The organism is Pannonibacter indicus (assembly GCF_001418225.1).
Classification (GTDB): Bacteria; Pseudomonadota; Alphaproteobacteria; order Rhizobiales; family Stappiaceae; genus Pannonibacter; species Pannonibacter indicus.
In genome coordinates, this window is record NZ_LIPT01000019.1 from 25,268 (window position 1) to 48,844 (window position 23,577).

The following is a 23,577-nucleotide window of genomic DNA, read 5'->3' on the forward strand; positions in this document are numbered from 1 at the left end:
GCCGGATCAGCCGCCGTTCTTCGGCGGAGCGCTGGCTTCAACGGCCGCAGGCGTATCGGGCAGGCCGTTGTCGATCTTGTCGAGGATCTTCGCCAGATCTTCCGGAGTCGGGTTGAGATCACGGGCATGGTTCCACTGGAACCGTGCCTCGAGACGGCGCCCCACCTTCCAGTAGGCATCGCCCAGATGGTCGTTGATCACCGGATCGGCCGGGCGCAGCTGGACCGCACGCTCCAGTTCCCGCGTCGCTTCCTCGTAGCGGCCGAGCCTGTAATAGGCCCAGCCCAGGCTGTCGACGATATAGCCGTCGCTCGGGCGCAGGCGGACGGCCGTCTGGATCATCTGCATCGCTTCATCGAGCTTCATGCCCTGATCGACGAGCGAATAACCCAGATAATTGAGCACCTGCGGCTGGTCCGGGTAAAGCTCCAGCGCCGTGCGCAGATCCACCTCCGCCTCGTTCCACTTCTTCAGCCGCTCGCGGCAAATGCCGCGGTTGTAATAAAGGCCCCAATGCTCCGGCTGAGGCTTGTCCACCGTGTCGATGCCCTTGGTATAGACCACCTCGGCCTCTGCAAACATCTCGCGGGACCGCAGAACATTGCCAAGCGCAATGATCGCCTCAAGATCAGCCGGGTCCTTGTCGATGAGGGCCTGAAGATGCTGGCGGGACTCATCCACCTTTTCGAGGGCGTTGAAGTTGAGACCGATCTGGATCTCCGCGTCCCGCTTCAACGGTGAACTCTCCGGGACACGCTCCAGAGCGGTGATGGCCCGGTCCGGTGCATTCAGCCGGTTATAAAGCCCGCCAAGGGCAAGAGCGGCAAAATCGCCATCTCCGTTGAGATCCAGTGACAGGTTGAGCAGGGCAGCGCCCAGCTCTTCTGCGCCATCATTGCCGATAGCCGAGCCGAGGCCACTTAGAAGCTCGGCAATTCCCATCAGAGGGTCTGCGACAACCGGGCCAAACTTCTCACCCTTCTCGATCCGGGCGCGGGTCTGGGAGAGGATGGGATGGCTGGGGATCAGCTGATCATACTGGTCCAGAACGGCGATGGCCTCTTTCTTCTTGCCGGCCGAGGCAAGCAGAATGGCATAAGTGTCGGCAACCTTCAGCGCTCCGCGGTCGGCTTCATAGGCTTGCTTGATCCGCGTCAGGGCGATGTCCATGCGTCCGGCCTGCTGGGCCATCAGGGCGGCATGGTTGTGCTTGAACACATTGAACCAGTCAGGGCCCTTCAGCGCATCAAGACCTGCAAGAGCCTTTTTCAGGTCGCCGGCTCCAAGGTCGAACCAGGCCTTGGAAATGCCGGCGGTGAGATCTGAAAGCGGACCGCCGCCATCGCTTTCGAGCGTCTGGGAGGCTTCACGGAAGCTGCCGCCGCGCGCCAGATCAAGGCTTTTCAGGAGGCTTGCCATGAAGTTGCGGATCTTGAGGGCCTGCATGTCCTCGGCAAGAATGCGTGCGTCCTCAAAGTCGCCACTGGCCATGCGTAGCATGAAAGCGCGTTCCACCAGGAGGCCGTTTTCCGGATCGGTGCCGAGCGCCTCTTCAAAAAAGGCGGCAGCCGAGGGAAAATCGTTCCAGCGGGCGGCAAGGCGCGCTGCCAGATAGCTGCCTGCCTGGGTGACGGGAAGATCCTGAGGGGTGCCATATTGCGGCTGTGTTGCTACCGGCTCGCCGGAAGAGGCCTGCACCTGCACCGGGACCATCAGAAGCGCCACGCCAAGCAGCAGGCGGCTGCAACGGCTCGCGGAAATCTTGCGCTTCTGCGCCGGAACGTCGGTCAACGTCGTCATCTTACCTCTCAGGACCGATGGTATGTGCCATCGTGATTCCATGTGAACCCACATCTTCATGATACGATGGCGGCTTTGTGGCGCCGGGGCAAGCCGGAGCCCCGGCTTTGGTGGTACCACCTGATCACATTTATCACAAAGCTTCGCGATGCCTGCCTGATGGTTGTCAGACGTGTTGCCGCATTCGACCTTCGGCCAATTGCCAAGCCCTGTTCAACTGGTGCTTTGCGTTGCGGTGCAAAAAAGCCTTGTGCGCTCCGGTCCGGCATTGCAGGAATAACGGGCGCGAGGTCAGCGTTCAGCTTTCCGCCGGAGGAGGCAGCCCGGTAGCGGGACGCGTAACGGGAGATGCAGCATGACCAAGTGGGTGTATGGCTTCGGCAATGGAACTGCGGAAGGAAATGCGGGTCTGAAGACCCTGCTCGGCGGCAAGGGGGCCAATCTTGCCGAAATGAGCAATCTGGGCCTTCCCGTGCCGCCTGGCTTTACCATCACCACAGAGGTCTGCACCTGGTATTACGACAAGGGCAAGACCTATCCAGACGATCTGGCGCAGCAGGTGGAGATGGCCCTTGCCGCAGCCGGGGAACTGACCGGCCGCCGCTTCGGCGATGCGCAGAACCCGCTGCTGGTGTCGGTCCGCTCCGGTGCAAGAGTGTCCATGCCCGGCATGATGGACACGGTGCTCAACCTGGGTCTCAACGATGTGACGGTCGAAGCCATCGGGCGGGCCGCAGGTGACCGCCGCTTTGCCTATGACAGCTACCGCCGCTTCATCCAGATGTATGGCGATGTGGTGATGGGCCTTGATCACCACGCCTTCGAGGAAATCCTCGATGAGGTGAAGGATGAGGCCGGGCACTCGCTGGATACGGATCTGTCCACCGAAGAACTGATCAGCATTGTCGAGCGCTACAAGGCGCTGGTGGAAGACGAGCTGGAGCGGCCGTTCCCGCAGGATCCGATGGATCAGCTGTGGGGGGCGATCGGTGCTGTGTTCGAGTCCTGGATGACCGCCCGCGCCCAGACCTACCGCCGCCTGCATGACATTCCGGCCGACTGGGGCACGGCGGTGAATGTGCAGGCCATGGTCTTCGGCAACATGGGTGAAACCTCCGCCACGGGCGTTGCCTTCACCCGCAACCCGTCCACGGGCGAGAAGGCGCTTTATGGCGAGTTCCTCGTCAATGCACAGGGTGAGGACGTGGTGGCCGGCATCCGCACGCCCCAGGACATCACCGAGAAGGCAAGGCTTGAGGCAGGGTCCGAACGGCCCTCCCTGGAGGTGCTGATGCCGGAGGCCTTTGCCGAATTCCAGACCATCTGCGACCGGCTGGAAGCCCACTACCGGGACATGCAGGATCTGGAATTCACCATCGAGCGCGGCAAGCTGTGGATGCTGCAGACCCGTTCGGGCAAGCGCACGGCCAAGGCGGCGCTGAAGATTGCCGTCGACATGGCGGACGAAGGGCTGCTGAGCCGCGAGGAAGCGGTGCTGCGCGTCGAGCCGCAGGCGCTGGACCAGCTGCTGCATCCGGCGATCGACCCGGCGGCAAAGCGCGACATCCTCGTTACCGGTCTTCCGGCATCCCCGGGGGCGGCCAGCGGGGCCATTGTCTTTACCTCGGAAGAGGCAGAAGAGGCCAAGGCTGCCGGCCACAAGGTCATTCTGGTGCGCGTTGAGACCAGCCCGGAAGACATCCACGGCATGCATGCGGCGGAAGGCATTCTGACCAGCCGGGGCGGCATGACAAGCCACGCGGCGGTGGTAGCGCGCGGCATGGGCAAGCCCTGCGTCTCCGGCGCCGGTGCGCTCCGCATCGATTACCGCAATGGCACCCTCACGGCGGGCGGACGTTCGCTTGCCAAGGGCGATGTGATCACCATTGACGGGGCAACCGGACAGGTACTGGTGGGCGAGGTGGCTATGTTGCAGCCTGCGCTCTCCGGCGATTTTGCCACGCTGATGGGCTGGGCAGACGAGGTGCGGCGCATGAAGGTGCGCACCAATGCCGAAACGCCGGCGGATGCTCGCGCCGCACGGCAGTTCGGGGCCGAAGGCATCGGCCTTTGCCGCACCGAACACATGTTCTTCGACGGCGACCGCATCATTGCCGTGCGCGAGATGATCCTTGCCTCCACGGAGGAGGGCCGCCGCGCGGCGCTGGGCAAGCTTTTGCCGATGCAGCGGGATGACTTCGTGCAGCTGTTCGAGATTATGCATGGCCTGCCGGTGACGATCCGCCTGCTGGATCCGCCGCTGCACGAGTTCCTGCCGAAGTCCGATGAAGAGATTGCGGAAGTCGCCGCTGCCATGGGCATTGACGCGGGGAAGCTGCGCGAACGGGCGCTGGACCTCGAAGAGTTCAACCCAATGCTCGGCCATCGCGGCTGCCGCCTGCTGGTCTCCTATCCGGAGATCGCTGAGATGCAGGCCCGCGCTATCTTCGAGGCGGCTGTCGAGGCAGGCAGGCAGACCGGTGCGCCGGTGGTGCCGGAGATCATGGTGCCGCTCGTGGGCCTGAAGGCGGAGCTGGACCTCGTGCGCGGGCGCATCGACGCCATGGCGGAGGCCGTGGCGAAGGAAACCGGCGTTGCCGTGTCCTATCAGGTCGGCACCATGGTGGAACTGCCGCGCGCTGCCCTGCGCGCTGGCGACATTGCCGCCACGGCGGAGTTTTTCTCCTTCGGCACCAATGACCTGACGCAGACCACCTTCGGCATTTCCCGTGATGATGCGGCGTCCTTCCTCGGCACGTATCAGCTCAAGGGCATCATCGAGCAGGATCCGTTTGTTTCCATTGACAGGGATGGTGTCGGCGAGCTGATCTCCATCGCAGCCGAACGGGGCAGGGCGGTGCGGCCGGACATCAAGCTCGGCATTTGCGGCGAGCACGGCGGTGACCCGGCGTCGATCGCCTTCTGCGAAAGCGTCGGCCTCGACTATGTGTCCTGCTCGCCCTTCCGCGTGCCCATTGCCCGGCTTGCGGCAGCGCAGTCCTATCTGCGCCGGACATGAGGCATGAAGGGTAGTGAGGCCATCGCTGCGCTCAAGGCCGGGGGCAAGCTCGCCCTTGCCCGGGCGTTGACCCGGATCGAGACCGGCCACGGGCAGGCGGAGGTGGATGCCTTTCTGGATGCGGCCTGCCGGGAGGGGGCGGGCCATGTGCTGGGTCTGACCGGCCCGCCGGGTGCGGGCAAATCGACGCTCACCAACAGCCTGCTGAAGGCGCTGCGGGGCGCGGGCAAGACCACCGGTGTCATTGCCGTGGACCCTTCTTCCCGCCGCTCGGGCGGGGCGCTGCTGGGCGACCGGACACGGCTGACGGCAGACCCTGAGGATGCGGGCATCTTCATCCGCTCCATGGCAGCGCGGGACCGGCTTGGCGGGCTCTCCGATCATGCACTGGCGGCCATTGCTGTCATGCGGGCGGCGCGCGAGGCGGTGCTCGTGGAATCCGTAGGCATCGGCCAGTCGGAAGCGGATGTGGCGATTGCGGTCGATACGCTCGTTCTATGCATCCAGCCGGGCTCCGGCGACAGCCTGCAGTTCATGAAGGCCGGCGTCATGGAGCTGCCCGACATCATCGTCGTGACCAAAGCCGATATGGGCCCCTATGCGGCCCGTGCGGTGGCGGATGTGAAGGGTGCTCTGTCCCTGAGCGACCGGGAGCGCGAGGGCTGGCAGGTGCCGGTGCTGCCGGTCAGTGCGCAGGATGGCAGCGGCCTTGAGGCACTGCATGAGGCGATTGAAGCGCACCGGGTGTTTCTGGAGGCTGGCGGGCTTGCGGCGCGGCGTTTTGCCCAGCGTCAGGAGGCCTGGGTGGCGGACTATCTGAAGACCCGTTATGGTCAGGCTGGAAGTCATCTTCTCGCCCCGGCGGCGCTGATCCGTGCTGCGGGGGGGCCCTTCGCGGCCATGCGGCTGGCGGACCGCCGTCTGGTGGTCAAGGTGGTGCCGGACGAGGCTGCAACGGAGACCTGACATGAAAAAGGCCGGCAGCAGCATTGGCGAAGTCTCGGAACTGACGGGATTTCCGGCCAAGACACTGCGCTATTACGAGGACATCGGGCTGGTGCGCCCGCTGCGGCAGGACAACGGCTACCGTGCTTATTCGCCGGCGGATGTGGAGCGGCTGCAGTTTCTCAAGCGGGCCCGCAGCCTGGGATTTTCGATCGAGGATTGCCGCAGCCTGCTGGAGCTGCGCCAGAACCCGCACCGGAGCAGCGCCCGTGTGAAGGCTGTGGCCGAGGCGCATCTGGCGGAACTGGAAACCAAGATCCGTCAGCTCATGGACCTGCGCGACGATCTCACTGCGATGATTGAGGCCTGCCGGGGCGACAGTTGTCCGGACTGCGCCATCATTGACGGGCTGTCAGGACACTGAACGTGCCGGGGGGCTGTTATGCCAAGGCATTCGATGCTGACGCATCAAGCCTTGAAAATGCTTCAGCGCCGCACGGTCTTACCCAGCGAGGCGGTTGGCCGGACGCAGGATCACCGGGTCAAGGCTGATGCTCTGGATGAGGGCGGAGACGGTTTGGACCGGGGCAGGGCGGCCCATGTAATAGCCCTGCATGCGCTCGCAGCCGGCGCTGGTGAGGAACTGCACCTGCGGTGCGGTTTCGATGCCCTCGGCCACCACGGTCATGCCGAGGGCCGCGCCAAGATCGATGATGGTGCGCACGATCGCCTGCGCCTGCGGGCTCTCATCCACCGGGGAGATGAAGTCCCGGTCGATCTTCAGAATGTCGAAGGGGAAGCGGCGCAGGTAGCTGAGGCTGGAATAGCCCGAGCCGAAGTCATCCAGCGCGATCTTGAGGCCCAGTTCCTTCAGCCGCTTCATGGCGGTCAGCACGGTGTCATCCTTGCCGGCGAAGACGGACTCCGTCACCTCGATTTCAAGGCGCGAGGGCGCAACGTCAAAGGCGGAGAGGGTCTCGATCACCTGATCGATGAAGCGCGGATGGCGGAACTGGGTCGGTGAAATATTGACCGAAACGGTGATGTCCGGCCAGTTATGGGCATCCCGGCAGGCACGGCGCAGCACCCAGAGCCCCAGATCGTTGATCAGGCCCGTTTCTTCGGCAATGGGCACGAAGATGGACGGGCTGATCGGCCCATGGTCCGGCTGGGTCCACCGCACCAGCGTTTCCACAGCGGCAACGCGGCCGGTGCGGCTGTCCAGCTGCGGCTGATAGGCGACCGAAAGCAGGTCATTGTCGATGGCACGGCGCAGGTCACGGGCGATCTTGTCGCGGGTGTGGACATGCTCTTCCATGGCCGGATCGAAGAAGGACCAGCGGCGGCGGCCATTGGCCTTGGCATCGTAGAGTGCGATGTCCGCCTTGCGCAGCAGCTCCCCTGCGGTGGTGCCGTCCTGCGGAGCAATGGCTGCTCCCATGGACAGGCTGACATACAACTCGTTTCCGGCAACCCGCAGCGGGCGGCTCAGTTCGTCCTGAATATGGCTCAGCTGATATTCGATGAGGGAGCGCGAGCGGCAGCCCGACAGGATCATGGCGAATTCATCGCCTGAAATACGCGCCAGCATGCCCGTGGGCGGAACGATGGTGCGCAGGCGCGCTGTCACGGCCTTGATGACTTCATCGCCGGCCGCATGGCCCAGCGTGTCGTTGATGTCCTTGAAGTGATCGAGATCGATGTAGATGACAGCCGTCAGATCTTTACCATTGCGCTCGTCGTGAGCATTTGCGAGCGCTTCCACCAGCATACGGTTGAAATAGTCGCGGTTCGGCAAGCCGGACAGGCTGTCATGTTGGGCGGCGTAGATGGCGCGGGCTTCGCTGTTGGCGAGCTTGCGTGTCGACTGCCTTGCATAGTTCAGCAGAAGGGCGGTCATGGCGGCAATGGCCAGGACGAGCAGGACCAGCACCGGCAGAATGCGCATGAGCATCAGAGATCCCGGGCGGGACGAGCGCCAGCTGAGGCGCGTTACCGGCTCGCCCGAAGGGTCCAGCACAAGGATGGAGGCGAGGTCTCTTCTGCCCTTTTGAACAGGTCCTGCTTCAATCCCGGAAATCCCCGCCATTCCGGAGAGGCGGCCGAGCACCGAAGGGGTCATGGCGACGAAACTCAGAAGCACGGCTGGCGCATCCCGATCTGCGCCGATGTTGTGGGTTTGCGGAGAGATTGCGGTTACGCTGAAGTAATGCGGGCGCCCGCCTGCCAGGACGACGCCATTCTCGAAGATGGTGCGGTGATTGGCCCGGTAGTCCGGCTGAAAGCGATAGGCGCCGGAGGGTGTCTTTTTGAAGCTTGCGATGTAGCTGGCCCTGACCCGGGCTACCGGTCCGCTAAGGGCGTTGAGCAGTGTCTCGTCAAGCCAGTTGGCTGCACCATCGTCATCATAGGCGACGATGGCCTCCAGATCGCGGTTCAGGATCACCGTCTTCGTATGGCCATGCACGTTCGCAAGTGAAATGGCGATCTGGTGCAGCAGCCACGCGGCTTCTTCCGAGCCGCGCTTTGCCCGGAAATAGGCATCATCCCAGACCGCGGCAGCTTCCTGCTGGCTGCTCAGCTGATCCAGTTGCATCGTCAGAGACCCCTCGATCAGACTGCGCTCGCTGTCTTCTGCGGCAGTATCGGTCAGGGCCGAAGACCAGATGAGAATTGCGAAAACAAACAGGACCGCAAGCAGCATGACGCCAATCACCGGAATGATGATTGTGTTTGCTATCTTCCCTCCCTGCGTCCCTATGCCTTGATCCATGCGATCTGCTCCCGGCTTCTGACAATTAATCTCCGGGAAAAGACTTAAGGAATGGCGGATGGATTTGGTTAAGACCAGTTCATGAATAGACAAATTGTAATGCTGCATTGAAGAATGGGCCTGTTGGAGAGGTCCCCGGCTGTTTTGCTATGGCGGCAGGAAGCGATGATTGCGTGACGTCATTTTCTGGCGTTTAAGCATTTGAAGATTCAAACAATCTCAGGCACGGCCGGGCCGCCGCAGATGCATTCGGGATCTTTTCCTGGAAGCTGGAACTGGTATTGTGCCGCTGAAACGGGAGGCCGCATGGATCAGGTTGCGCAAACACGCGGGAACTGGCCGCAGCATATGGATGAAGATGCCTATGCGGCCGCAATCTTGCGCTGCGCGGAGAACATCCTGCCCATGCACATGGGCGAGCGGCTGATCAACAAGATCTTCGGCAAGAGCCTGCAGTCCCATGCGGCGGGCTTGCTGGCGATCCTTCATTGCCGGGCGCAGCTTGGGGAAGGGGAGGCCGCCACGCTGTCCGTCCTGCAGCAGCAGATGGGCCGCAGCCGCACGCTGGCGAGCTTCATTGGCCTGCTGAAGCTGGCCGGTTATGTGCGGGCGGTTGAGGCCTCCGGCAACCGGCGCGAAAAGCGGCTGGAGCCAACGGAGCTGATGCTGAACGGTCTCAAGACCTGGCTGTCCCACCATCTGGCCTGTGCCGAAGTGGCCGGGCTGCCGCTGCCGGGGCCGGACCTTCATCAGCGTCTGCAGACCGATCCCGTCTATGGCCTGCGCCTTGTGGCCGAGACCCATGACATGGTGCGCCTGACCCGGGAATTGCTGGCGGGGGAAGGTGCCTGGCCCTGGTTCGACCGGTTCGACTGTGGCGACCGGCTGGCGCTGATCCTGCTGAAGGGCCATTACGGCGCGCCGGAACAAGCTCCCTGGCGGCCCTTCGCCGCACGGCAGGCCGCTGCACAGCTGGGCATCTCCCATTCCCATGTGCGCAATGTCATCAACAAGGCGGAGGCAGCCGGGTGGCTGGCGCAGCGCCGCGAACAGGGGGAGCTGCAGCTGACGCCTGCCTTCCTCGCCGGCGTGCGCGACTGGTATCTGATGTTCTGGGGCTGGCTGTGCGAAGCCGCGCACCGGGCGCATGAACGTGGAGCCGGTCCGGCCTCAATGTGACAGCCCTCAGATCAGCTGCAGGCCCCGGAAGCTGATTTCCGCGCCGCGCGCCACGATGATGTGATCATGGACCTCGATGCCCAGAGGCCTGGCGATGTCGATGATCTGCTTCGTCATCTGGATGTCGGCGCGTGAGGGCGTCGGATCACCGCTTGGGTGATTGTGAACCAGAATGATGGCCGTGGCCGAAAGCTCCAGCGCCCGGCGGATCACCTCGCGCGGATAGACCGGCGTATGGTCCACGGTGCCGCGCTGCTGCACCTCGTCGGCGATGAGGCCGTTCTTCTTGTCGAGGAACAGGATGCGGAACTCTTCCCGGTCCGCATGGCCGCTGGCGGCGCGCACATAGGTGACGACCTTGGACCAGGAGGACAGCGGTTCGCGGTCGACGATCTCGCCTCTAGCATAGCGGGTGGCGCAGGCCTGCAGCAGCTTCAGCGCATCGGCCACCTTCTCCCCGGCGCCCTTGACCTCCTGAATGCGGGCCGGTGAGGCAGCCAGCACATTGGTGAAGGAGCCGAAACGCTGCAGCAGGGCTTTCGCCAGCGGCTTGGTGTCGCCGCGCGGAATGGCGAGAAACAGGCACAGTTCCAGCAGCTCGTAATCGGCAAAGCCATCCGCCCCGTGCTGGCGGAACCGGTCGCGCAGCCGCTCCCGGTGGCCGGTATAATGCGGCGCGGGGGCGCGCTCCGAAAGGCCGCCCTGCGCCTCAACCGTCTTGTCGCCCGTGTCGTCCTTCGGCATGCCGCGTTCCGTGGTCTGAAGAGCTGAAGAGAGGTATGCGGGAGGTCAGGCTGCTCCGGACAGTCTCTCCTGCTCAGGCGGCCTTGTCGAAGCCGGGCCGGTGCAGGCCCTTGGGCGAGAGCGTGAAGATCTCGCAGCCCGTGTCGGTGATGCCGATTGCATGCTCGAACTGGGCCGAGAGCGAGCGGTCGCGGGTGACGGCGGTCCAGCCGTCGCTCAGCACCTTCACCTGCGGCTTGCCGAGGTTCACCATCGGCTCAATGGTGAAGATCATGCCCGGCTTCAGCTCGATGCCTTCGCCTTTGCGGCCATAGTGCAGGATGTTGGGCGTGTCGTGGAACAGGCGGCCGACGCCGTGGCCGCAGAAATCGCGCACCACTGAGCAGCGCTCCTTTTCCACGAAGGTCTGGATGGCATAGCCGATATCGCCCGTGGTGTTGCCGGGGCGGGCGGCCTCGATGCCCAGCAGCAGCGACTCGTAGGTTACTTCGATCAGCCGCTCGGCCGAGCGCTTCAGTTCGCCCACCGGATACATGCGGCTGCTGTCACCATACCAGCCATCGACGACGAAGGTCACGTCGATGTTGACGATATCGCCCTCGCGCAGCGGCTTGTCATTGGGGATGCCGTGGCAGACCACATGGTTGATCGAGGTGCAGCTCGACTTGGTGTAGCCCCGGTAATAGAGCGTTGCCGGCAGCACGCCCTTGTCGCGGCCGAAGCGGTAGACGAAATCATCCAGCTCCTGGGTGGTCACACCCGGCTTCACCAGATCCGCAAGGCCGTCGAGGCATTCGGCCGTCACCTGGCCGGCCTTGTGCATGGCCTTGAAGTCTTCCGGCGAATAGAGCCGCACCTGGCCGGTGTTCTTGAGCGGGGCGGTGGCTGCGTCGATATAAGTGACCATAGGTTCCGTTCTGATCCGATTCGTCTCCGCCCTGTGCCTAAGGTCCAGAACCCGCTGCGCATGGGACTTTGGGGCCCTGGCGCGCAAGGCCGTGGTGCTCTGGCGCGGGGCACCTGACCGGGGCGGCATGCTGCCTGTTGTCATGGGGCTCGCCTGTCTGTTCTGTCGCCTAATATGAGCGGCCCCGGCTTGCAAGGAAAGATGTGTCAGCCCCCGCAGGAGAATTTTCCTGCCATGGGGTGGAGAGGCGGGGGGAAAGGGCAGTGGCAGGCCGTTTCAGCAGCCGGAGATGAGCCGGAAACCGCCCTTGGCCCGGCCAGCACGCAGAACCGCGACCGACCTTGCCGGCCCGGAAACGGCCTGCCGCCGGCCCGGCAAGGGCCCGCCCGTCCGCACCAATTTGCACTTGCAGACTGACGCGGCTGCCGCTACCTCATACCCCGCGCAGGAGACAGCCTCCCCGGCCACCGGCCAGTGCCCTTTTATCGGGGGCCTGACGACTGCCGGACAGGACCCATCAAAGGGCCCGCCTTTGCTCCGGCTCTGACATGCGGACGTGGTGAAACTGGTAGCCACAGCGGACTTAAAATCCGCCGCCCTCAAACGGCTTACGGGTTCGAGTCCCGTCGTCCGCACCAGACTGCATCAGCCCTCATCATCCGCATACCGCCGCCAGTTCTCCGCCCCGATCCGTATGCCCGCCCGGCCGGTTATTGGCCGCGGGCGCCGGCATATCTGCTGCAAGTGGACCTGAACCCGCGGATGCCGGTTAAGGCTCTGCGGTGCTTGGGCCTTTGGGGGCTGGAGGTGCGGGCCGTCCGGAGCCTTGGCTTGAACGCCCCTTGACAAACTTTCATGCAGCCGTTTTGGTAAGATGTCAGACCAATTTAGATGCAGGGGACGGGGCGGCATGAGGGGTAGCGGGGAGAGCAGCAGACCGGTGATCGCGCCGCTGGCGCCCATGGACCGGGTGCGCCAGGTGACGGAAGCGCTGGCAGCTTATGTCTCGCAGGCCGGGCTGAAGGCCGGTGACCGGCTGCCGGCCGAGCGGGAGCTGATGGATGCGCTGGCGGTCGGCCGCTCGACCATCCGCGAGGTGATCCGTCACTTTCAGGCGCTGGGCGTGCTGGAAACCCGCAAGGGCAGCGGCACCTATCTGATCAAGCCGGTGACTTCCGCCACGATCCATATGCCGCTGTCGCTGGACACGGCGAACCTGCGCGATGTGCTGCTGAAGACGCTGGAGGTCCGGCGCGGCCTCGAAGCGGAAGCCAGCATTGTCGCGGCGCGGCAGCGGACCAGCGAAGACCTTGCCATCATCGAGCTGAAGCTCATGGAGATGGAGCGGGTGCATCTGGAGCAGGGCACCTCCGGTCCGGAGGACCTGGCCTTTCACCTGTCCATCTATGATGCCACGCACAATCCGCTGTTCCGGCAGCTTCTGGAGCAGATGCGCGAGGCTTTCGAGCGCTTCTGGGACCGGCCTTTCAACCGGGCGGATTTTGCCCGCCGCTCCTTTCCCTATCACCGCACCCTGTTCAACGCGATTGCCGCACAGGACACGGAGGCGGCGCGGCGCGAAACCTTGAAAATTCTCGATGTGGTCGAGGAAGATATTAAGGAAATGTCCAAATGAATGACGGTCCCAGCCCGTTGGATCCCTTTTCCCTGATCGCGGCTCACGATGAGGCCCATGCTTATGGCGCCGTGGTGCCGCCCATCGTGCAGACGTCGCTTTTTACATTCGCAAGCTATGAGGAAATGCTGGAGACCTACCGCGGCGAGAAAGTCCGCCCGGTTTATTCGCGCGGCCTAAACCCCACCGTCCGGCTCTTCGAGGAAATGCTGGCAAAGCTTGAGGGCGGCGAGGATGCGCTCGGGTTCGCGAGCGGGATGGCCGCCATTGCCTCTTCCATCCTGACTTTCGTTGAGCCGGGAGACCGGATCGTCGCCGTGCGGCATGTCTATCCCGATGCCTTCCGCCTGTTCGGCACGATCCTGAAGCGTATGCGTGTCGAGGTGACCTATGTGGACGGCCACGATGAGGATGCGGTCGCCAGGGCTCTTCCCGGTGCCAGGATCCTTTATCTCGAAAGCCCGGTGAGCTGGGTCATGGAAGCCCATGATGTCGGGGCGCTGGCGGCACTGGCGCGCAAGGAAGGCGTCATCTCGATCATCGACAACAGCTGGGCGACACCGGTCTTTCAGCGTCCCCTGGCGCTGGGCACCGATCTGGTGCTGCATTCGGCCTCCAAATATCTGGGCGGGCACAGCGACGTTGTGGCCGGGGTTGTTGCAGGCTCGGCAGAGCTGATCGGCCGCATCCGCAGCGAAGCTCTGCCTTATCTCGGCGGCAAGCTGTCGCCCTTCGATGCCTGGCTGCTCATCCGCGGCCTGCGCACGCTTCCGGTCCGCATGAAGGCGCATGAGGCTTCGGCGCTGGAAATCGCGCGGCGTCTGCAAGCCCATGAAAAGGTCGGCGAGGTGTTCCATCCCGCGCTTGCGAACCGGCTGCCGCCGGGCCTTGAGGGAACCTCCGGACTGTTCTCTTTCACTTTGCGCGAGGGCACGGACATCGCCGGTTTCTGCAATCACCTGAAGCTGTTTCAGCTCGGGGTCAGCTGGGGCGGCCACGAAAGCCTGATCGTCCCCGGCGAGGCCGTCCTGCAGCAGAAGGCGCAGCCCAATTCGGCACAGGCCTTCGGCATCGACCCCCGGTCCGTGCGCATCCATGTGGGCCTGGAGGGAACCACGGCCCTGTGGCGCGATCTGGAGGCTGCGTTTGCTGCCTCCCAAAACCAATAAAAATCAATGTCTTCAAAAAGAGGGGAAGTACAATGATGAAAAGAATGCTGACAGTGGGCCTGCTGGCCTCGATGATGTCCGGTACGGCACTGGCCGATACGACGCTGAAGCTGGTTGAAGTCATTACCAGCCCGGCCCGGACGGAGACCTTGAAATCCATCGTCGCGCAATTCGAGGAAGCAAATCCGGGAAAGAAGGTCGAGATCATCTCCCTGCCGTGGGGCGAGGCGTTCCAGAAATTCGCCACAATGGTTTCCGCCGGCGAGATTCCCGATGTGATGGAAATGCCGGACACCTGGCTCTCGCTCTATGCCAATAACGGCATGCTGGAGAGCCTGGAGCCCTATCTGAGCGACTGGGAAGTCACCGCAGATCTGTCCGACCGGGCTCTGGAGCTTGGCCGCGACATCGGCAACACGGCCTATATGCTGCCCTATGGCTTCTATCTGCGGGCCATGTTCTACAACAAGAAGCTGCTGGCGGAAGCCGGCGTTTCCGAACCGCCCGTGACCATGGACGAGTTTGCCGAAGCCGCCCGCAAGGTCTCCGCCCTGCCGGGCAAATACGGCTACTGCCTGCGCGGCGGTCCGGGTGGCCTGAATGGCTGGGTGATGTTCGGCGCGACAATGGCCGGGTCCAATGCCTTCTTCAATGAAGACGGCACGTCGACATTCGACAGCGAGGGCTGGCAGAAGGGCATCAGCTGGCTGATCGATCTCTACAAGAATGGCTATGCGCCGAAGGATTCCATCAACTGGGGCTTCAACGAGATCGTCGCCGGCTTCTACAGTGGCACCTGCGCGTTCCTGGACCAGGACCCCGATGCGCTGATTGCCATTGCCGAGCACATGAAGCCGGAGGATTTCGGCGTCACGACCATGCCGAAGGGACCGTCGGGCAAGACCTTCCCGACCATCGGCTATGCCGGCTGGTCGATGATGGCCAAGAGCCAGAACAAGGATCTCGCCTGGAAGCTGATCGCGACGCTTGAAGGACCGGAAGGCAACCTGACCTGGAACAAGCGCACCGGGGCGCTGCCTGCCCTGAAATCTGCGTCCGATGATCCGTTCTATGCCAGCGAGCAGTTCAAGGGCTGGTTCAAGGTTCTGGAGGATCCGGACGCGATCCCGACCACCATGCCGACCTATCTGGAAGAGTTCGCCTATTTCAAGGATTCCCTGGCGATCCAGACATCGCAGGAAGCCCTGCTCGGCGACATCACGCCGGAAGAGCTGGCCGCCAAGTGGGCCGAATACATGACCAAGGCGCAGCAGAAGTTTCTCGCCAAGAAATAACTGCCCTTTCCCGTCAGCCTTACCCTGGCGGCGTTCTGCGCCGTCAGGGCCTCACGCCATCCCGACGCGAGAGAAGCGCAGAACGATGACACGCCTTGTTCAGTCCCGGGGCAGGCCGCCCTTGCTGCGGCGTATTGCCCTTGATGCGGAACCCTATCTCTACAGCGCCCCGGCGCTGTTCCTGATCGCCGCGGTCATGTTGGTGCCGCTGGTTCTCGGCATCTCCTATGCCTTCCGTGATATTCAGCTGCTCAACCCCTTTTCCGGCGGCTTCGTCGGGCTGGAGCATTTCCAGACTCTCGCCCGCGACAGAGCCTTCTACCGGGCGCTTTCGAACACGCTGTGGTGGACCGGTGCTTCCGTCTTTCTGCAGTTCGGCCTCGGGCTGATCCTGGCATTGCTGCTCAACAAGCCTTTCCGCGGGCGCGGTCTCGTGCAGGCTCTCGTCTTTCTGCCATGGGCGGTGCCAACATTCCTTGCCGGCCTGAACTGGGCCTGGCTGTTCAACCCGGTCATCGGCCCCTTGCCGCACTGGCTTTTCGCCCTCGGCCTGCGCAGTGAGGCGAACAATATCCTGTCCGATCCGCACCTGGCCATGTGGGGGCCGATCACCGCCAATGTCTGGTGGGGCATTCCGTTCTTTGCCATCACCCTGCTTGCCGCGCTTCAGTCCATTCCGCGTGATCTCTATGAGGCTGCGGCCATCGACGGCGCCGGCCCCATCAAGCGGTTCCTCTCCATCACGCTGCCTTTCCTCGCCCCGGCCATCGCCATTACCGTGCTGCTGCGCACTGTATGGATCGCCAATTTTGCTGATCTGATCGTGGTGATGACCAATGGCGGGCCGGCGGACCGGACCCAGATCGTCGCCAGCTATATTTTCACCCAGGCTTTCAGGCGTCTCGATTTTGGCTATGCCTCAGCCATCGCGCTGGTGCTGCTGATCCTGTTGCTAGTCTATTCGATGCTGATCGTCTTCCTCCGCCAGACGCTTCTGAAGGAGGATTGAAACATGCATGTCCGCAAATTCTCTCTCGTCGCGGCCCATCGCCTGGCCATTCTCTGCTATGTGGTCTTTGCCCTGTTTCCGCTGTACTGGCTGCTCAAGGTCGCCGTTACACCCAATGATCTGCTCTACAGCGAAGGGGTGCGGATGTGGCCGTCGAGGACGACCTACGAGCATTTCGACTTCGTGCTCCGGCACAGCGCCTTCCCGACCTTCTTCCGCAACTCGGTGATTGTCGCGGGCTCGACCGCGCTGGTGGTAACGCTGATCGCCTCGCTGTCCGGCTATGCCCTGTCGCGGTTTTCGTTCCGGGCGAAATACTGGCTGATCGCCCTGATGCTGATCACCCAGATGTTTCCGCTGGTGATGCTGGTCGCCCCGATCTTCAAGATCCTCTCGCCGCTCGGCCTGACCAACAGCCTGACCGGGCTGGTGATCGTTTACTCCGCCTTCAACGTGCCCTTCGCGACCTTCCTGATGCAGTCGTTCTTCGATGGTATTCCGAAGGATCTGGAGGAGGCGGCGATGATCGACGGTGCGACCCAGTTCAAGGCGTTCCGCCAGATCATCCTGCCGCTCACCCTGCCGGGGATCGCGGCGACCCTTGGCTTCGTCTTCACCGCAGCCTGGAGTGAACTCCTGTTCGCCCTGATGCTGATCTCCGGCACGGACGCAGCGACTTTCCCGGTCGGACTGCTGACCTTCGTTTCCAAATTCTCCGTTGATTTCGGACAGATGATGGCTGCCGGCGTGCTCGCGCTGATCCCGGCCTGCCTCTTCTTCCTGATGATCCAGCGCTATCTCGTGCAGGGCCTGACGGCCGGCGCGGTCAAAGGCTGAAAGGTGTTCTCATGGCCTCAATCGAAATTCGGGACGTCCGGAAAAACTACGGCATGGTCGAGGTTCTGCACGGTGTCGATCTCGACATCCAGGACGGTGAATTCATCGTTCTCGTCGGTCCGTCCGGCTGCGGCAAGTCCACGCTTCTGCGCATGATTGCCGGGCTGGAGGACGTCAGTTCGGGCGGCATTCATATCGCCGGAAAGCGGGTCAATGATCTGCCGCCGAAGGACCGGGACATCGCCATGGTGTTCCAGTCCTATGCACTTTACCCGCATATGACCGTCGCTGGAAACATGAGCTACAGCCTGCGCCTGCGCAAAACGCCGAAGGAACTGATCGCTGAAATGATCGGGGAGGCTGCCGGCAAACTTGGCCTCGAGCCTCTGATGGAACGGCGGCCGAAGGCGCTTTCCGGGGGGCAGCGCCAGCGGGTCGCGATGGGCCGGGCCATTGTCCGCAAGCCGAAAGCCTTTCTGTTCGATGAACCCTTGTCCAATCTGGATGCCCGCCTGCGCGAACAGATGCGCGCCGAAATCAAGAAAATGCACGCGGACCTGGGCGCCACCTCGATCTATGTCACCCACGACCAGATCGAGGCCATGACCCTGGCCGACCGGATCGTCGCCATGCATGGCGGCATTGTGCAGCAGGTCGGAACGCCGCTCGATCTTTACGACCGGCCGGCCAACCTCTTCGTTGCCGGCTTCATCGGGTCGCCGGGCATGAATTTTCTTGAAGGGCGGTACCATACCGGCAGTGGCGGTGCGGAGTTCCGCCTTGCCGATGGAACAGCCATTCCCCTGTCCCAGCGCGGGGGGCTGGCAGATGGCGCACCGGCGACGCTTGGCATCCGGCCCGAGCATGTCAGCCTCTCTGACGAGGGGCGCTGGGAGGCCGGTGTCGATCTGGTGGAACCCACGGGCTTCGGCATCATCCTGCATCTGGCCTTGCATGGCCAGGCGTTCAAGGCCTTCACCCTTGACCGCTCCGTCCTCACACCTGCAGCAGGCCTGCGGGTCAGCTTTCCGGCCGAACATCTGCATCTGTTCGACGAAGACGGCAACCGCGTCTGAAGGCGCCAGGGGCGTCATCACGCTGTTGCCGTCTGCCGCCGGCGCCGCCACGGACTGCGCTGCAGAGAGGCCGGAGTCCGGGCGGGCTGAAGGAAAGGGCTTCGTCCTCATTTACGCCATCACCCGAAAATCGCCGCCAGGATCTGCGCCTCGATCCGGGCGGCATCGGTGCCGGCCTTGGGGCGCGGGTGAGGGAGGGGACGGGGACGGGGGATTCGGCCTTGATGCGGCCTTCGTCGAGCACGATCACCCGGTCGGCGGGGGGCCACGGCTTCGGCCACGTCATGGGTGACGAGGATGGCGGTGAAGCCGGTCTGCTGTTTCACCTTGAGGATCAGTTCCTGCATCACCAGCCGTATCAGCGCATCGAGGGCGCCCAGGGGCTCGTCGAAGGCGAGCAGGCGCGGGTGGCCGACGAGGGGGCGGGCAAGGGCGGCGCGCTGCTTCTGGCTGCCGGACAGGGTGGAGGGCCAGACATGGGACTTGTCCGAAAGCTGCACAGCCTCCAGCGCTTCGGCCACGGGATGGGGCAGGGCGGCGGTGCGCGTTGCGGCTGCGCCTGTTGCGGCGGACTGGCCGGTGTTTCCGGCCACCCGCTCCCATGGCGGGTGCAGCGGCTCCTGAAACATGAGGCGGATGTCGTCCGAGCCCTTCTGCGGTACCTTTCCGTCAATGGCGATGCTGCCGCCGGTCGCGGTGCCGAGGCCGGTCAGAAGCCGCAGAAGGGTGCTCTTGCGGCAGCCGCTCTTGCCGGTGATGCGGTGCAGGGGCGGATGGCGATGAGGACGCGCAGCTTTTCCGTATAGGCGGCGAGATCGGCAGCCGTGATGAAGCTTTCCTCGCAGAAGTGGCCAACTATTCGCCGAAATGATCCGGCGCATCGGCATAGGCGCTCATGTTGCGCACGCGGGTGTTGAGAAGATGGCCCCGGTCAACGGGCGCGTAGGCGATGCCGCGGGCAATGCGGTCTGCCTGTTCGATCAGCGAGATGCGGATGCGGCCCGCGGTCAGTCTGCCCAGATTGGCTGCCAGCAGCCTTCCACTGGCACCAGCCCCGATGATGGCGATGTGATGCGTCATGCTGCGTTCTCCCGGTTTCCGGCGGCCGGGGCGCGGCATCTGCTTCGCATCAGGACACGTGGAGGGCTGCGATCTTCCCGCTCTCCCCGGTCTCGGCCATCTGTCGCATGGATGCGATGGATCTGGTGTCCAGAACCGAGGCGATTGCCTCGCGGACATCCAGCATGGTCAGCCGCACGGAACAGGCGTTCTCGTCCGGGCAGTCGTGACAGCGGTGATAGGCGGTGCGGCTGGCGCAGTGGATCGGGGCGAGCGGTCCGTCGAGGACGCGCAGCACATGCCCCACCATGATGTCTTCCGCCGGGCGTGTCAGGCAGTAGCCGCCGCCGCGCCCCTTGCGGGCATGGACGAAACCCGCGTGGCGCAGGTCCGCCAGAATGGCATCGAGAAACTTCTTGGAAATCGAATTGGCGTCGGCAATTTCCGACGACTGGACAACCTGTCCCTCGGGCAGGCCTGCCAGATGGCACATGGCCTTCAACCCGTATTTGCCTTTCATGGACAGCATGGAAACCGGACTCCGCAGGACAATGGACCCTATTCATCCATTTTGTTGATCGTCCATATAGACCGGTTTGCTCTTTCTGGCCAGAACCAAAGGCTTTCCGCCATGGCGGAAGGCTGCGCGGCCGGGGAACCGGCGGCGCGAAGAGGTGCAGCACTGCCCGGTGAGGCTCAGTGCTGATGGCCATTGGCGGAACCAGCTGCAAAACCGGCCAGCGCCAGTGTGCGCGGCAGGTTGCCATCTGTCCGGGGGGCGGCTGCCTGCGCGGTAACGGTGGCTGGGGCTGTCTGTACCCCGCTGCTGCTGCCCGCCATCGCTCCGCGCGGGGAGGCGAGCACGGCAACGACAAGTGCATAGGCCGCAACGAAGGCAATCCAGGCGGCGAGGCGCATGATGTCCTTGCGCGTTGTGGTGCCGTTGGCCGGGCTGGTGGCCGTGATGCGTGGTCCGGTCATGTTCCGTGCCTCCTCTGGTTGGATGTGACGGTGTGTCCGTCATCTGTGCGGCGGCGCAGGCTTGCGCTGCGGCCGCCGGGATAGCGGGGGATCAGCGACAGGTCGGTCAGCAGCGTCTTGCCAACCGGCCACGGGCCGAAACCGGCGTCCGGATTGATATGGCCTGAAGCCCCGAGATCGATCAGCCGTGCGCCCCAGTCATCGGCGAGCCGGCCGGCCTGGTCGAAGGTCATCCAGGGATCGTTGCGGCTTGCCACAACTGCGGCATTGAACTCGAACCGCTCGCGCGGCAGCGGGCCGAAATGGCCGAGGCGCTGGGCGCCGATGCCGCGTTCCACATCAGCAGGGGCGACCAGCAGGGCGGTGCCGATTTCCACCGAAGGCCAGCGTGCCGCCACCCGGGCAATCGCCGTGGCACCAAGGCTGTGCGCCACGATGTTTGCGCCGGGATGCTCGCGCAGATGCCGCACGATGGTCACGTCCCATTGATCGGGATCAGCCGCGCTCCAGTCGTCCTGGCCCACCCAGATGGCCGACGGATCCGTCTTCAGCCACCAGGTCTGCCAGTGATTGCTGCAGGAGCCGCCAAGGCCCGGAATGATCAGGGGTGACAGTCATTGCCATCTCCATATGGCTGCTGTTGATATTGTGCTGATCATCTACTGGTTCGCTGTACTTTTGAATTCCAAAGGCAGTGCTCCGAAGAGCATGGGTGTTCTCCGCCGGTCCCGTCCGGCGGGCAAACTCATCTCCGCGACACGTCGACCGGATAGGCGGTGGTGGCTTTGATCCGCTCCATCGCAAAGCGGGAGGTGACATTCTTCAGCGGCACGCTTTCCGTCAGCCGCTTGTAGAAGGCGTCGAAGGCGGCCATGTCTTCCACGGCGCCCCTGAGCAGATAGCCGGCGTCCCCCGCCATGCGGTGGATCTCCATGACTTCGGGCATGGCGCCGGTGATGCGGGCAAAGCTGCCGCGCCATTCCGGCGTGTGGTCCGCTGCTTCGATCTCGACGAAGACGGTGAGACCCAGCCCGATCCGCTCCTGCGCGACGAGCGCGACGCGCCCAAAGATGATGCCGGTCTGCTCCAGCTTCTGGATGCGCTTCCAGCAAAGCGTGGGGGAGAGGCCTGCCCGGCCGGCGAGCTGGGCAATCGGCAAGGTGGCATCCGCCTGCAATGCGGCGATGATCTTGCGGTCGATGAGGTCCAGAGACACGCCTTCTCCAATATGTATATCGAATTAGTAGATATATTCGCCAGGAAGCTTCTCCTGTCAAGCTGGCTCCATTCTGCGCCCTTGCGCTGCGGAGCATTGCAAATTCCCCGAAAGGGCTGTGCGGGAGAAAAGTGTTCCTGTTTCCCTCCGCAGCCGGATGCCCTACAATGCAGGCAGCCCCTTCGTGGCTCCTGCCGGATGGTCCGGCGGCCGGTTGCCTTGCAGCCCTAACCGGGGAACAGAGACGCACGTGTTATCTCTCAAGGCACAATATGCATTGAAGGCCGTCATCGCGCTCGCCCGCAACGGGACGGACGAGGTGCAGCTGACGGCGGATATTGCCGAAACCCAGGCGATTCCGAAGAAATTCCTTGAGCAGATCCTGCTGGATCTCAAGCACAGCGGGGTGGTCGTCAGCCGGCGCGGCAAGGCGGGCGGCTACATGCTGCGCAAGTCGCCCGACCTCATCACCTTCGGCGAAATCCTGCGCATCGTGGAGGGGCCGCTGGCGCCGCTTCCCTGCCTCAGCCGCACGGCCTACCGGCGCTGCGACACCTGCCGGGACGAGGCTGCCTGCGAGATCCGCCGGGTCTTTGCGAAGGTTGCCGAAGCCAACCGCGCCATCCTCGATAACACCACGATTGCCGACTGCCTGAAGGGTCAGGGGCTGCCGGAATCCAATCCAGCCCGCCTTGTTGGATAAATTTTCTACGATTTCGGCTTTATTGCAGTGGCGGTTTGTTTTTAAACTCGACAAAATCGATAGAGATTAAATGCGTTGATGGCAGGGAGGTTCCCCATATGACACGCATCAGGTTTCTGAAATCCGCCGCCGCCGTTACCCTCGCGCTCGCCTTTGCGGCGCCAGCCCCGGCCTTTGCCGCAGACGTGACGCTGCTGAATGTCAGCTACGATCCGACCCGCGAGCTCTACAAGGAATTCAATCCCGCCTTCGCCGCCTTCTGGAAGGAGAAGACGGGAGACAACGTGACCGTGCAGATGTCGCATGGCGGCTCGGGCAAGCAGGCCCGCTCGGTTATCGACGGGCTGGAAGCCGATGTTGTGACGCTGGCACTTGAGGCTGACATCAACGAGATCGCCTCGGCCACCGGCAAGATTCCCGAAAACTGGCGCAGCCTGCTGCCGAACAACAGCGCGCCTTACGTTTCCACCATCGTCTTCCTTGTCCGCAAGGGCAATCCGAAGGAGATCAAGGATTGGCCGGATCTGGTCCGCGATGGCATCGAGGTGATCACCCCGAACCCGAAGACTTCCGGCGGCGCGCGCTGGAACTTCCTGGCCGCCTGGGGCTGGGCGCAGAAGACCTATGGCGGCGATGAAGCCAAGACGCGCGACTATGTGGCCGAGCTTCTGCGCCATGTGCCTGTGCTTGACACCGGTGCACGCGGCTCCACCACTACCTTCGTCCAGCGCGGCATTGGCGACGTGCTGCTGGCCTGGGAGAACGAAGCGTTCCTGGCTCTGGCAGAGCTGGGGCCGGATCAATTCGAGATCATCGTTCCGTCCATCTCGATCAAGGCCGAGCCGCCGGTGGCGCTGGTGGAAGGCAATGCCAAGACAAAGGGTGATCCACCCCCATTGAACGGGTCCACCTTGAAGTATGGTTTTGACCCTGAAGGAGGACCACAATGGCAAACAAGCGACACAAGCCCGACGAGATCGTCACGAAGCTTCGGCAGGTTGAGGTTTTGCGCGGCCAAGGCATGGCGATGGCGGATGCCGTTCGCCAGATCGGCGTTTCCGAGCTGACGTTCTACCGGTGGCGTAAGCAATATGGCGGCATGAGCCGTGACCAGCTTCGGCAGTTGAAGGATCTCCAGAAGGAGAACGAACGGCTTCGCAAGGCGGTGGCGGATCTGACGCTGGACAAGCTGATCCTGACGGAGGCTGCGCGGGGAAACTTCTGAGCCC

22 protein-coding genes, 1 tRNA gene and 1 pseudogene are annotated in these 23,577 nt (G+C 63.3%); 14 read left to right on the plus strand and 10 right to left on the minus strand.

The genetic code is table 11. The features are described from left to right. Window positions 1-6 precede the first annotated feature (6 nt). A complete protein-coding gene (locus ASC48_RS17870; protein ID WP_055457043.1) occupies window positions 7-1,800 on the minus strand; it encodes a tetratricopeptide repeat protein in 1,794 nt (597 codons plus the stop codon). A 355-nt stretch (window positions 1,801-2,155) separates the two neighbouring features. Between ASC48_RS17870 and ppdK the strand changes: the two genes are divergently transcribed. The 3 genes from ppdK to cueR are packed head-to-tail and all read left to right on the plus strand — an operon-like array spanning window position 2,156 to window position 6,188. Further along, a complete protein-coding gene (gene ppdK / locus ASC48_RS17875) occupies window positions 2,156-4,819 on the plus strand; it encodes a pyruvate, phosphate dikinase (RefSeq protein ID WP_055457044.1) in 2,664 nt (887 codons plus the stop codon). A gap of 3 nt (window positions 4,820-4,822) precedes the next feature. Continuing rightward, window positions 4,823-5,785, plus strand: coding sequence for an ArgK/MeaB family GTPase (locus tag ASC48_RS17880; RefSeq protein WP_055457045.1), 963 nt, complete (start codon window positions 4,823-4,825; stop codon window positions 5,783-5,785). Window position 5,786: 1 nt separating this feature from the next. After that, complete coding sequence (gene cueR, locus ASC48_RS17885; protein ID WP_055457046.1) at window positions 5,787-6,188, plus strand: Cu(I)-responsive transcriptional regulator; 402 nt, start codon at window positions 5,787-5,789, stop codon at window positions 6,186-6,188. 78 nt (window positions 6,189-6,266) lie between these two features. Here the strand turns inward: cueR and ASC48_RS17890 are convergent, their stop codons facing one another. Next, a complete protein-coding gene (locus ASC48_RS17890; protein WP_208975810.1) occupies window positions 6,267-8,468 on the minus strand; it encodes a putative bifunctional diguanylate cyclase/phosphodiesterase in 2,202 nt (733 codons plus the stop codon). 375 nt (window positions 8,469-8,843) lie between these two features. Between ASC48_RS17890 and ASC48_RS17895 the strand changes: the two genes are divergently transcribed. Further along, complete coding sequence (locus tag ASC48_RS17895; protein ID WP_055457048.1) at window positions 8,844-9,716, plus strand: hypothetical protein; 873 nt, start codon at window positions 8,844-8,846, stop codon at window positions 9,714-9,716. A 6-nt stretch (window positions 9,717-9,722) separates the two neighbouring features. Here ASC48_RS17895 and radC read toward each other — a convergent pair whose 3' ends face one another. Together radC and map are read right to left on the minus strand one after the other, a co-directional pair. Continuing rightward, window positions 9,723-10,460 carry a RadC family protein gene (gene radC, locus ASC48_RS17900; RefSeq protein WP_055457049.1) on the minus strand — a complete coding sequence of 246 codons (738 nt, stop codon included), beginning with the start codon at window positions 10,458-10,460 and terminating at the stop codon, window positions 9,723-9,725. 73 nt (window positions 10,461-10,533) lie between these two features. After that, a complete protein-coding gene (gene map, locus ASC48_RS17905) occupies window positions 10,534-11,367 on the minus strand; it encodes a type I methionyl aminopeptidase (RefSeq protein WP_055457050.1) in 834 nt (277 codons plus the stop codon). 550 nt (window positions 11,368-11,917) lie between these two features. Between map and ASC48_RS17910 the strand changes: the two genes are divergently transcribed. The 7 genes from ASC48_RS17910 to ASC48_RS17940 all read left to right on the plus strand — a co-directional run bounded on the left by ASC48_RS17910 (window position 11,918) and on the right by ASC48_RS17940 (window position 18,389). Continuing rightward, a tRNA-Leu gene (locus ASC48_RS17910) sits at window positions 11,918-12,005 on the plus strand. Between the two features lie 272 nt (window positions 12,006-12,277). After that, window positions 12,278-13,003: a FadR/GntR family transcriptional regulator gene (locus ASC48_RS17915; protein ID WP_055457051.1), complete on the plus strand. Its 726-nt coding sequence runs from the start codon at window positions 12,278-12,280 to the stop codon at window positions 13,001-13,003. Further along, the gene (locus tag ASC48_RS17920; protein ID WP_055457052.1) at window positions 13,000-14,172 is read left to right on the plus strand and encodes a PLP-dependent transferase; all 1,173 of its coding nucleotides are present in this window, start codon (window positions 13,000-13,002) and stop codon (window positions 14,170-14,172) included. Before ASC48_RS17915 ends, ASC48_RS17920 begins: the two co-directional genes overlap by 4 nt. Before the next feature lie 35 nt (window positions 14,173-14,207). Beyond that, on the plus strand, window positions 14,208-15,467 hold the full coding sequence (locus ASC48_RS17925; RefSeq protein WP_055457065.1) for an ABC transporter substrate-binding protein: 1,260 nt from the start codon (window positions 14,208-14,210) through the stop codon (window positions 15,465-15,467). A gap of 85 nt (window positions 15,468-15,552) precedes the next feature. Beyond that, a complete protein-coding gene (locus tag ASC48_RS17930) occupies window positions 15,553-16,476 on the plus strand; it encodes a carbohydrate ABC transporter permease (protein ID WP_055457053.1) in 924 nt (307 codons plus the stop codon). 3 nt (window positions 16,477-16,479) lie between these two features. Beyond that, window positions 16,480-17,313: a carbohydrate ABC transporter permease gene (locus ASC48_RS17935; RefSeq protein ID WP_019966439.1), complete on the plus strand. Its 834-nt coding sequence runs from the start codon at window positions 16,480-16,482 to the stop codon at window positions 17,311-17,313. An 11-nt stretch (window positions 17,314-17,324) separates the two neighbouring features. Continuing rightward, on the plus strand, window positions 17,325-18,389 hold the full coding sequence (locus ASC48_RS17940; protein ID WP_055457054.1) for an ABC transporter ATP-binding protein: 1,065 nt from the start codon (window positions 17,325-17,327) through the stop codon (window positions 18,387-18,389). Window positions 18,390-18,508: 119 nt separating this feature from the next. Here the strand turns inward: ASC48_RS17940 and ASC48_RS17945 are convergent, their stop codons facing one another. The 6 genes from ASC48_RS17945 to ASC48_RS17970 form a co-directional block, all read right to left on the minus strand. Further along, complete coding sequence (locus ASC48_RS17945) at window positions 18,509-19,156, minus strand: ATP-binding cassette domain-containing protein (RefSeq protein ID WP_425270047.1); 648 nt, start codon at window positions 19,154-19,156, stop codon at window positions 18,509-18,511. Window positions 19,157-19,244: 88 nt separating this feature from the next. Further along, the gene (locus ASC48_RS19690) at window positions 19,245-19,469 is read right to left on the minus strand and encodes an FAD/NAD(P)-binding protein (protein ID WP_167345155.1); all 225 of its coding nucleotides are present in this window, start codon (window positions 19,467-19,469) and stop codon (window positions 19,245-19,247) included. Window positions 19,470-19,518: 49 nt separating this feature from the next. Continuing rightward, on the minus strand, window positions 19,519-19,977 hold the full coding sequence (locus ASC48_RS17955) for an RrF2 family transcriptional regulator (protein ID WP_055457057.1): 459 nt from the start codon (window positions 19,975-19,977) through the stop codon (window positions 19,519-19,521). Between the two features lie 167 nt (window positions 19,978-20,144). Further along, on the minus strand, window positions 20,145-20,429 hold the full coding sequence (locus ASC48_RS17960; protein ID WP_055457058.1) for a hypothetical protein: 285 nt from the start codon (window positions 20,427-20,429) through the stop codon (window positions 20,145-20,147). After that, window positions 20,426-21,043, minus strand: coding sequence for an alpha/beta hydrolase (locus ASC48_RS17965; protein ID WP_072242709.1), 618 nt, complete (start codon window positions 21,041-21,043; stop codon window positions 20,426-20,428). The genes ASC48_RS17960 and ASC48_RS17965 overlap by 4 nt, the downstream gene beginning before the upstream one ends. Before the next feature lie 131 nt (window positions 21,044-21,174). Next, window positions 21,175-21,645: an Lrp/AsnC family transcriptional regulator gene (locus tag ASC48_RS17970; protein WP_055457060.1), complete on the minus strand. Its 471-nt coding sequence runs from the start codon at window positions 21,643-21,645 to the stop codon at window positions 21,175-21,177. 250 nt (window positions 21,646-21,895) lie between these two features. On the opposite strand from ASC48_RS17970, the gene ASC48_RS17975 reads away from it, so the two are divergent. The 3 genes and pseudogenes from ASC48_RS17975 to ASC48_RS17985 form a co-directional block, all read left to right on the plus strand. Further along, window positions 21,896-22,348: an RrF2 family transcriptional regulator gene (locus ASC48_RS17975; protein WP_055457061.1), complete on the plus strand. Its 453-nt coding sequence runs from the start codon at window positions 21,896-21,898 to the stop codon at window positions 22,346-22,348. A 98-nt stretch (window positions 22,349-22,446) separates the two neighbouring features. Then, entirely contained in the window at window positions 22,447-23,415 is a 969-nt protein-coding gene (locus ASC48_RS17980; protein WP_208975811.1) for a sulfate ABC transporter substrate-binding protein, read from the plus strand. Further along, a pseudogene (locus ASC48_RS17985) lies at window positions 23,355-23,564 on the plus strand (transposase); the annotation flags it as partial. The gene ASC48_RS17980 and the pseudogene ASC48_RS17985, both read left to right, overlap by 61 nt. Between the last annotated feature and the right edge of the window lie 13 nt (window positions 23,565-23,577).